The organism is Intrasporangium sp., assembly GCF_035688975.1.
In the GTDB taxonomy this organism is placed as follows: domain Bacteria; phylum Actinomycetota; class Actinomycetes; order Actinomycetales; family Dermatophilaceae; genus CALMNV01.
This window is the reverse complement of record NZ_DASSMH010000054.1, coordinates 1-8851: the sequence shown is the minus strand read 5'-3', so window position 1 is coordinate 8851 and position 8851 is coordinate 1. Positions and strand designations below refer to the sequence as shown.

Annotated in this window: 11 protein-coding genes and 2 tRNA genes; 11 read left to right on the top strand and 2 right to left on the bottom strand. The window is 74.2% G+C overall.

All coding sequences use genetic code 11. The annotated features are described in order from the left end of the window. The coding region (locus VFJ94_RS05750) for a hypothetical protein (RefSeq protein WP_325003239.1) at nt 1-256 on the bottom strand (256 nt) is incomplete at its 3' end. Between the two features lie 205 nt (nt 257-461). Here VFJ94_RS05750 and VFJ94_RS05745 point away from each other — a divergent pair. Both VFJ94_RS05745 and VFJ94_RS05740 read left to right on the top strand, forming a co-directional pair. Next, nucleotides 462-1697 carry a sensor histidine kinase gene (locus tag VFJ94_RS05745; RefSeq protein WP_325003238.1) on the top strand — a complete coding sequence of 412 codons (1236 nt, stop codon included), beginning with the start codon at nt 462-464 and terminating at the stop codon, nt 1695-1697. Next, nucleotides 1694-2392 (top strand): response regulator transcription factor, encoded by a 699-nt coding sequence (locus VFJ94_RS05740; RefSeq protein WP_325003237.1) that lies wholly within the window; start codon nt 1694-1696, stop codon nt 2390-2392. Before VFJ94_RS05745 ends, VFJ94_RS05740 begins: the two co-directional genes overlap by 4 nt. Nucleotides 2393-2499: 107 nt before the next feature. On the opposite strand, the gene VFJ94_RS05735 is transcribed toward VFJ94_RS05740, so the two are convergent. Next, complete coding sequence (locus VFJ94_RS05735; protein ID WP_325003236.1) at nt 2500-2694, bottom strand: CsbD family protein; 195 nt, start codon at nt 2692-2694, stop codon at nt 2500-2502. A gap of 327 nt (nt 2695-3021) precedes the next feature. On the opposite strand from VFJ94_RS05735, the gene VFJ94_RS05730 reads away from it, so the two are divergent. From VFJ94_RS05730 to VFJ94_RS05690, 9 genes are all read left to right on the top strand, one after another. Further along, a complete protein-coding gene (locus VFJ94_RS05730; protein WP_414654572.1) occupies nt 3022-4005 on the top strand; it encodes a cation diffusion facilitator family transporter in 984 nt (327 codons plus the stop codon). A 76-nt stretch (nt 4006-4081) separates the two neighbouring features. Next, nucleotides 4082-4570 carry an RNA polymerase sigma factor gene (locus tag VFJ94_RS05725; RefSeq protein WP_325003234.1) on the top strand — a complete coding sequence of 163 codons (489 nt, stop codon included), beginning with the start codon at nt 4082-4084 and terminating at the stop codon, nt 4568-4570. A gap of 5 nt (nt 4571-4575) precedes the next feature. Further along, nucleotides 4576-5235, top strand: coding sequence for a methylated-DNA--[protein]-cysteine S-methyltransferase (locus VFJ94_RS05720; protein WP_325003233.1), 660 nt, complete (start codon nt 4576-4578; stop codon nt 5233-5235). A gap of 91 nt (nt 5236-5326) precedes the next feature. Then, nucleotides 5327-5872 (top strand): NUDIX hydrolase, encoded by a 546-nt coding sequence (locus tag VFJ94_RS05715; RefSeq protein WP_325003232.1) that lies wholly within the window; start codon nt 5327-5329, stop codon nt 5870-5872. A 163-nt stretch (nt 5873-6035) separates the two neighbouring features. Then, the gene (locus VFJ94_RS05710) at nt 6036-6539 is read left to right on the top strand and encodes a SigE family RNA polymerase sigma factor (protein WP_325003231.1); all 504 of its coding nucleotides are present in this window, start codon (nt 6036-6038) and stop codon (nt 6537-6539) included. Next, on the top strand, nt 6536-7432 hold the full coding sequence (locus VFJ94_RS05705; RefSeq protein WP_325003230.1) for a hypothetical protein: 897 nt from the start codon (nt 6536-6538) through the stop codon (nt 7430-7432). Before VFJ94_RS05710 ends, VFJ94_RS05705 begins: the two co-directional genes overlap by 4 nt. Before the next feature lie 33 nt (nt 7433-7465). Continuing rightward, entirely contained in the window at nt 7466-8524 is a 1059-nt protein-coding gene (locus VFJ94_RS05700) for a PHP domain-containing protein (protein ID WP_325003229.1), read from the top strand. Nucleotides 8525-8596: 72 nt separating this feature from the next. Then, nucleotides 8597-8669 (top strand) — tRNA-Glu (locus tag VFJ94_RS05695). A gap of 40 nt (nt 8670-8709) precedes the next feature. Next, nucleotides 8710-8783 (top strand) — tRNA-Asp (locus VFJ94_RS05690). The last annotated feature ends 68 nt before the right edge of the window (nt 8784-8851 follow it).

Sequence of the window (8851 nt, the reverse complement as noted above, 5' to 3'; positions counted from 1 at the left end):
TCGCAGACAGGCCGAGGGCCTCGGTCTGCACCTGCACCGACGGCGGCTGGAACTCGGGCAGGAAGTCGAGCTTCGCCGCGCCCAGCGACGTTGCACCGAGCACGAGGATGGCGACCGCCAGGGCGAGGAACAGCCGTCCGGCCCTGAGCCGGGCACCCACCACCGCCCGCCCCAGGCCGAGGTTGCTGCGTTCCGAGGTCTGCACGTCCCGTTCCCCCTTGTCAGAGCCGGGACGCGACGCGGTGGCGCTGGTCATGGTGTCCCCGCCAGCAGTGCCGTTCCGACCCCCGCAGCCCGGCGGCGCCCTACTCTTGAAATGAGGCTAAGTTGGGGGGATTCGGATGAGCGTCGGTCTCGGGGACCGGATCCGCAGCGCCTGGTGGCGGAGCCGACCGGTACCGCAGGGGGAGACTGAGCGACCGCCGGGGGACGAGCCACCGGGCACCGGGCACGGTCCGGTCATGGTGACGTCCGATGGGGGGTCCCGCGCGTCCACCCGCCGCAGACGCCTGGGCCGCGCGTGGTCCAGCAAGGACCTCCTGCTCGCCGTCTCGGTCGCCGTCCTGTCGATCGTCACCTTCGTCGACCGCGTCTCCGTCGTCCTGGAGACGGACGAGGGCGACCTGCACTCCAGGACACCGGACCTCCTCGGCGTGGCGCTGGTCTTCCTCGGCTGTGCCGCCCTGCTGTCGCGCAGGGCCACGCCGGGCATCGTCCTCGCCGTCGTCGTCGCCACCGAGGTCGTGCGCAACGCGTTCGACTACCCCCTCCTGCCGCTGCCCTACGCCCTCCTCATCGCGGTCTACACCGCGGGGCAACGGTGGCCCCTGCACAAGGCCCTGCCGGCCCTCGTGGCGGTCTGCCTCATCGTCGGCGCGAGCGTCATCGCCCTCATCGGACCGGCCGTGGACGACGAGTGGTTGACCCGGGTCCTTGGCATGGTCGCCGCCTGGGCCCTGGGCCGCGGCGACCAGCTGCGCCGCACCCGCGCCCGGCTGCTCGAGGAGCGGGCAGGCATCCTCGAGGACCGCGCGCACCGACTGCTCCAGGAGCAGGCTGCGATCGGCGCCCTGTCAGCGGCGCAGGAGCGTGCCCGCATCGCCCGCGAGCTGCACGACACCCTCGCCAGCCACCTCGCGATCATGGTGACCCGTGCGGCGTCCACCCGACGCCGCCTTCCGGAGGGCTCGGAGGGCGAAGCGGCGCTGGCCTCCATCGAGGACGTCGGCCGGCAGGCCCTGAAGGACATGCGCCAGCTCGTCGGCGTGCTCCACCCGGTGGAGGGGGATGCTGCGGTCGGCGCCACGCCGTTCCTTGACCGGGTCGAGGACCTCGTGCGCACGGTGGCCTCGGCGGGGATCGCGATCGACCTCGAGGTCGTCGGTCCACGTCGACGACTCCAGGGCGTCCTCGAGCTGCAGGCCTACCGGATCCTGCAGGAGGCGATCACCAACGCGCTGCTGCACGCCGCCGGCTCCCCCGTCCAGGTGCGCCTCTCCTTTGCCTCGGACCACCTGCGCATCCGGGTGCGAGACCACGGGCCCACCAGCCCGGCGGCCGCGCCGGGCCCGGGGCTGCAGGGCATCAACGACCGAGTGGCCCAGTGCGGTGGGTCGATGACCGCCGGCCCGCTCCCCCGCGGCGGGTTCGTCGTCGACGCCGTGCTGCCGCTGTCCGTCGCGGAGGTCCCGGGATGACCGTGCGGGTGCTCATCGCCGACGACCAGCCGCTCATGCGCGGTGCGCTGCGCGCGTGCCTGGACTACGAGCCGGACATCACGGTGGTGGCGGAGGCCTCCGACGGGCGCCAGGCCGTCGAGCTCGTGGCCCGCCATGCGCCGGACGTCGCCGTCCTCGACATCCGAATGCCCGTCCTCGACGGCGTCCAGGCGACGCGCCTCATCGTCGAAGCCGACGCGCCCCGCACGAAGGTCCTCGTCGTGACGAGCTTCGACCTCGACGACTACATCCTCGGCGCGCTCCGGGCCGGCGCCAGCGGCTTCCTGCTCAAGGACGCCACCCCGGACGAGCTGGTGCGGGCGGTCCGGGTCCTCGCGGCCGGGGACGCCCTGCTCGCTCCTGCCGTGACGCGCCGGCTGCTCGAGCACTACGCGCGCTTCCTGCCGTCCCCCGACCGGGTCCGTGAGGACGCGGGGCTGCTGACACCCCGGGAGCGGGCCGTGCTGCGCCTCATCGCCCAGGGGTTCACCAACACGCAGATCGCCCACGAGCTCTACCTCGCCGAGAGCAGCGTCAAGACCCACATCGGCCACCTGCTGGCCAAGCTCAAGGCGCCCGACCGGGTCCACCTCGTCATCCACGCCTACGACATCGGCCTCGTGCAGCCCTCGGGCGGCCCCGGCACCGGCTGGCCGCCGGCGCCACCATCCTGACGTCCCCGACGGGGTTTCGGCTCGCGTGTGTCGCTCACCTGCCTCGCTCGTATGCCGCGGAGCCGGGCCCCGCTCGGGACCCGGCTCCGCGGCATACCTGAAGGCCGTCAGCCCTTGAACGCGTCCTTGACGTCGCCGGCCGCGTCCTTGAGCTGCTCGCCCCGCTGCTTGAGGTCCGCCTCCGCCTGGTCGCCCTGGCCCTCGGCCTCGAGCCGCTCGTTGTCGGTCGCCTTGCCGGCGGCCTCCTTGGCCTTGCCGCCGAGGTCCTCGGCCAGGTTCTTGGCCTTGTCGTCCAAACCCATCGTCGTGCTCCTCTCGTTGCCGTGATCGGTCCCCTTGTCTTACCCACCCCGGCCCGTTCCTCACCTCCCTCCTGCCGGGAGCCCCCGAAGCCTGCCCGCACGCTCGGCCCGGCCGCGACGGACGGCTGCCTCCCGGCCCTCCGCCCACGGCTGCGGGACAGGAGCGCGTATGCCGTTCAGCGCGAGAGCCTGCCAGCGGATCTGATCATTGTCGCGGGTGCAGGGGGGATGCCGGCCGACCACGGCCGGTCCCTCTCCCTCACCGGCCCGGCGTTGGGGCGTGCGGGACGCCGGAACCCGCCGCTTTGCGACAATGGGGGAGTGCCCATCCCCGCCGAGCCCACACCTGACGCGCCGCGCCCCACCCGCGACCTGCGCCGCTTCGCCTACCTCTCCATCGCGGCGGCCGTCTCGACGATCACCCTCAAGGCGGCGGCCTGGCTGGTGACGGGCTCCGTGGGGCTGCTGTCCGACGCCGCGGAGTCGGTGGTCAACCTCGTGGCGGCCATCGCCGTCCTCATCGCGCTGCGGGTCGCGGCTCTGCCGGCGGACAAGAACCACCACTTCGGGCACTCCAAGGCGGAGTACTTCTCGGCCGCCATCGAGGGCCAGATGATCTTCGTGGCCGCGCTCGTCATCATGTGGACCTCCGTCGAGCGCTTCCTGCACCCCCGGGCGCTCGACAACGTGGGCGTCGGCCTGCTCATCTCCGTGGCCGCGTCGCTGATCAACGGTGGCGCCGCCGCCGTGCTGATCCGGGCGGGGCGGCGCTACCGGTCGCTCACCCTCACCGCGGACGGCAAGCACCTCCTCACGGACGTGTGGACCTCCGCCGGGGTCGTGGTGGGAGTCCTGCTCGTGGCGGTGACCGGCATCGAGCGGCTCGACGCCGTCATCGCCTTCCTCGTCGGCGTCAACATCGTCGTGACCGGGTGGCGGCTGCTCTCGGAGTCGGTGTCGGGCCTCATGGACGTCGCCATGAGCAAGCAGGACAACCGGGCGATCGCTGCGGTCCTCAGCGGCTTCACGTCCGACAGCGTCCACTTCCACGGGCTGCGGACCCGAGTGTCCGGTCACCACCGCTTCGCCGAGGTCCATGTGCTCGTCCCGGGCGCGTGGTCGGTGCAGCGTGGCCACGACCTCATGGAGGAGATCGAGGCGGCCGTGCGGGAGGACTTCGACGACCTCGCCCTGACCTGCCACCTCGAGCCCTCGGAGGACCCGCGGGCCTACGGCGACTATGCCGCGGAGTTCCCGGTCCCGGTGCCCGAGGGCGTCGTGCCGCCGCAGCCGAAGGAGCCGGGGTCGTGAGCCCCGCAGACGTCGGAGCGGGACGGCTGCCCTGAGCCGGACCTCACATCCGGGCCGGGCGGAGCGTCTACCTAGCATGCAGCAGCCCTTCGAGCAGGCCGTCGCCGACCACGGCGCCGTCGTGCTGCGCGTGTGCCGGGCCGTGCTCGGGCCGGTCGACGCGGACGACGCCTGGTCGGAGACGTTCCTCGCGGCCCTCCGGGCGTGGCCCACGCTGCCCGACGGCGCCGACGTGCGGGCCTGGCTCGTCACCATCGCGCACCGCAAGGCGCTCGACGTGCGGCGGGCCGAGGCCAGACGAGCCGTGCCCGTCGCCGAGGTCCCCGACCCGCCGAAGCGGCACCACGCCGGCCCGGAGGCGGCACTGTCGGACGACTGCCTGTGGGCGGCCCTCGCCGCGCTGCCGGCGAAGCAACGGCAGTGCGTCGCCTACCACCACGTCGCCGGCCTGCCCCACGCCGACGTGGCGCGCATCGTCGGCGGCACCGCCGTGGCGGCCCGGCGCGCCGCCGCCGACGGCATCGCCGCCCTACGCAGGACCTACCAACCGCACCCGGAGGTGTGACCACCATGTCCGACCTGCTCTCCTCGCCTGGCCCCGAGACCACCACCGCCCCGACCACTCCGCTCACCACCACGCTCACGACCGCACTCACCGCTGCCGACGAGCCCGACCGGCTCGCCGCCCTGCACGACCAGCTCGCCGCCCGGGCCCGCGACGAGTCGCTCGTCGACGTCGCCTACCGGACCGTCGACAGCCCGCTCGGTGAGCTCCTCCTCGCCGCCACGCCGGTCGGCCTGGTGCGGGTGGCCTTCGCCCGGGAGGGGCACGACGCGGTCCTCGCCCGGCTCGCCGCCCTCCTCGGCCCGCGCGTCCTGCGCAGCCACCGCGAGCTCGACCCGGCGGCCGCGCAGCTCGACGACTACTTCGCGGGCCGACGCCACGGCTTCGACGTGCCCCTCGACCTGCGCCTCGCCCGCGGGTTCCGGCTCGTCGTGCTGGAGCACCTGCGGCGCATCCCCTACGGCGCGAGGGAGAGCTACGCCGTCGTCGCCGCCGCCGCCGGCAGCCCCCGGGCAGTGCGGGCGGTCGGCTCCGCCTGCGCCACCAACCCGCTGCCCGTGGTCGTGCCGTGCCACCGCGTCGTGCGCACCGACGGCGCGCTGGGCGGCTACCTCGGCGGGCTGGCGGCCAAGGAGTACCTGCTCGGGCTGGAGTCCGCGGCGTGAGGGTCTCCCGGATGGGCGAGGACCGGATGGGCGACGACCGGATGGGCGAGGATCAGCGCATGGACAGGCCCATGGAGCCCAAGGCACGCGGATGAGCTGGCCCACCCGGGAGAGCCGCGTCGCCTACGAGAACCCGTGGATCGTCGTGCGGGAGGACGCCGTGACCCGGCCCGACGGCAGCCCGGGCCTCTACGGGGTGGTGGAGCTGCGCCAGCCCGCCGTCTTCGTCGTGGCCCTCAGCGACGCCGACGAGGTCGTCCTCGTCACGGTCGACCGGCACACCGTGGGGCCCTCGATCGAGCTGCCGTCCGGCGGCACCGACGGCGAGGACCCGCTCGCGGCGGCGCAGCGCGAGCTCGTCGAGGAGACCGGCCTCGTCGCCCGGACCTGGCGGCACGTCGGCACCATGCAGGCACTCAACGGCATCTGCCGGGCGCCGGAGCACGTCTTCCTCGCCACCGGGCTCGCAGCTGCCGCCGACCACGATGTGGCCACGCCGGCGGAGGAGGGCATTCGCCAGGTCCGGCGACTGCCCGTCGCGGACGTCCTCGGGCTTGTGCGTGACGGGTCGATCACCGACGGCGAGACGATCGCGGCGCTGCTGCACGCGCTCCTCGCGCTGGGACGGGTGGGCTGAGCGCCCCCGGTGGGCGGCATACGGCCTGGCCACAACGGAGGGGCGGCAGGGAACGGTTCGGCGTGCCCGCGTGTCGTTGCGGGTGGAGGACACTAGAGGCAGACCGCGACCGGCCTCTCGCAGGGCGGGCGCCGGCGCGGCACGAGGCGGACCCGGAGGGCCGATGGGAGGCAGGGACGAGGCAGCGTTCCGGGCGTTCGTCGTCGAGCGCCAGAGCCTGCTGCGGCGCCGCGCCTTCCTGCTCTGCGGCAACTGGGCCGACGGCGACGAGCTGGTCCAGGAGGCGCTCGCCAGGGTCTTCGTCGCGTGGCCGCGCATCGGGGCCGGGGCGCACGAGGCGTACACGCGGCGCACCATGCTCAACCTCTACCTCAACGACCGGCGCAAGCGGCGGCGCGAGGTGCTCACCGACTCCACTCCCGAGCCGGCCCTGCCCGAGCCCGACCGGGACCTCGCGCTGACCCTGACCCGGCTCCTCGAGGGCCTGCCGGAGCGGCAGCGCGCCGTGCTGGTGCTGCGTTTCTGGGAGGACCTCACCGTGCCGCAGATCGCCGAGTGCACCGGCGTCGCCGAGGGCACCATCAAGAGCCAGATCTCGCGCGGCCTCGCGGCCCTGCGCGACCGTCTCGCCGAACCACCCCGCACCGGAGCAGGAGCGCTGACATGAGCGAGGACCAGCTGCGCCGCGCACTGAGGGCCGTCGACGACCTCACCCCGCCCGACGACGACCTCTTCGTCCAGCGGGCGCTGCTGCGTGGCCGGGCCCGGGCCGGGCGGCGGCGAGCCCGTGTGCTCGGCGCCGCGGCGGCGGTCGCCCTCGTCGGCACGGTGGGCGCCGGCTGGGCCGCGACCCACCTGCCCGGGGGCTCCTCCACCACAGCCGCCGGCCGCGCGGCCGACGCCCAGGCTCGCGGCGGGGACGAGGGCACGGGCGCGGTGGAGCCGAACGCCGCGCCCCCCGCGCCGGGACTGCCCGGCCCCTCGGCCACTCCCGGCGCCGTGCCTCCGGGCCTGCCGCTCCCGAGCGCCACGGCGCCGGGCGGGGCGGGCAACGGCGTCCCGCCGCAGCGGGACACGTCGGGATGGCTCTCCGGCGCCTCGTCGCCGCAGCGCACCGCCTTCGACGCCCTCGCGCCGACCCTGATGGCGGCATACGGCGACGTCTTCGGCGGCGCGTATGCCACCGACGCCACCAACACGCACGTGGTCGTCACGGTCACCCGGCACGACGAGGGCCTCGAGGCTCTCGTCCGCTCCGCGATGCCGGCCCCGAGCGACGTGGACTTCCGCGTCGTGGCGAACACGGCCGCCCGCAAGGGCGCGGTGGCCGCCCGGGTGCGGGCCGACCTGGCCGCCTGGCGACTGCAGGGCGTGGCGATCACCGCGGTCGCCGTCGACGCCCGCGCCGACCGGGTCCTCGTCACGGTCACCGAGCCGGCCGCTGCCCCGCCGGTCGAGCGGCGCTATGGCAGCGACGTCGTCCGCGCCGTCCCGGCCCCGGCCTCCCCCGGGTCGCCCACGCTGCCGAACGGCTCCCCGCCCCCGGCGCCGCAGCGCTGACGGCTGTCACCGGGCCCGCCTACGCTGGCGCCCATGGAGCTGCCCCTGCCTCCCGAGGCGCCGATGTCCCCGCTCGAGGCGCTGCGCCGCGTGTGCTTCCTGCTCGAGCGCGGCCGGGAGAGCAGCTACCGGGTCGACGCCTTCCGCCGCGCCATCGCCGCCATCCGGCTCGTGCCCGACGACGAGCTGCGGGAGCGGGTCGAGTCCGGCACGCTCAAGCAGCTGAAGGGCATCGGCGACTCGAGCGCCGCGATCATCGGGCAGGCCCTGCGCGGCGTCGTGCCCGCCTACCTCGCCTCGGCCGAGGAGAAGCACGGGGCCCCCCTCACCACTGGCGGGCAGGAGCTGTATGCCGCCGTGCGCGGGGACCTCCACGTCCACTCCGACTGGTCCGACGGCGGCAGCCCCATCGAGGAGATGGTGCTCGCCGCGGTCGAGCTCGGCCAGGAGTGGATGGCCCTGACCGACCACTCCCCCCGGCTCACCGTCGCCAACGGGCTCTCCCGCGAGCGGCTCGAGCAGCAGCTCGAGCGGGTCGAGGGGATCCGGGGCTCGGTGGGCGCCGCCTTCACGCTCCTCACCGGCATCGAGGTCGACATCAACCTCGACGGCTCGCTCGACCAGGACGACGACCTGCTCGAGAGGCTCGACGTCGTCACGGCCTCCGTCCACTCCAAGCTGCGCCAGCCGGCATACGAGATGACGCCCCGGATGCTCGCCGCCGTGCGCAACCCGCACACCAACGTCCTCGGCCACTGCACCGGCCGTCTCGTCACCGGCGGGAGAGGCACGCGGCCGCAGTCGCAGTTCGACGCCGAGAAGGTCTTCCGGGCGTGCCTCGAGCACGGCGTGGCGGTCGAGATCAACTCCCGGCCGGAGCGGTGCGACCCTCCCGACGAGCTGGTCGAGCTTGCCCGCGACCTCGGCTGCCTCTTCGCCATCGACTCGGATGCCCATGCGCCCGGCCAGCTGGACATGAAGGCCTACGGCTGCGAGCGCGCCGAGCGGCTCGGCATCCCGGCCGAGCGGATCGTCACGACGTGGTCCGCGGAGGAGGTCCGGGACTGGGCCGGCTCACGGGTGAGCGCGTGAGCGGGACGGGCTCGGGGCGATTTGGCCGCCGCTCGGGCCGTCCCCTATAGTTTCGACGTTCCCACGGGATGCGTCCCCATCGTCTAGCGGCCTAGGACTCCGCCCTTTCACGGCGGCAGCACGGGTTCGAATCCCGTTGGGGATACGCAGTAGAGTCGTCCCGCAGGACCTGATCCACCCAGTTTGGCCCCGTAGCGCAGTTGGTTAGCGCGCCGCCCTGTCACGGCGGAGGTCGCCGGTTCGAGCCCGGTCGGGGTCGCGTCCACGAGAAGCGCCGCTCCAGCACGGAGCGGCGCTTATCGCAAACCCCTCTCCCCCCAGATAAAT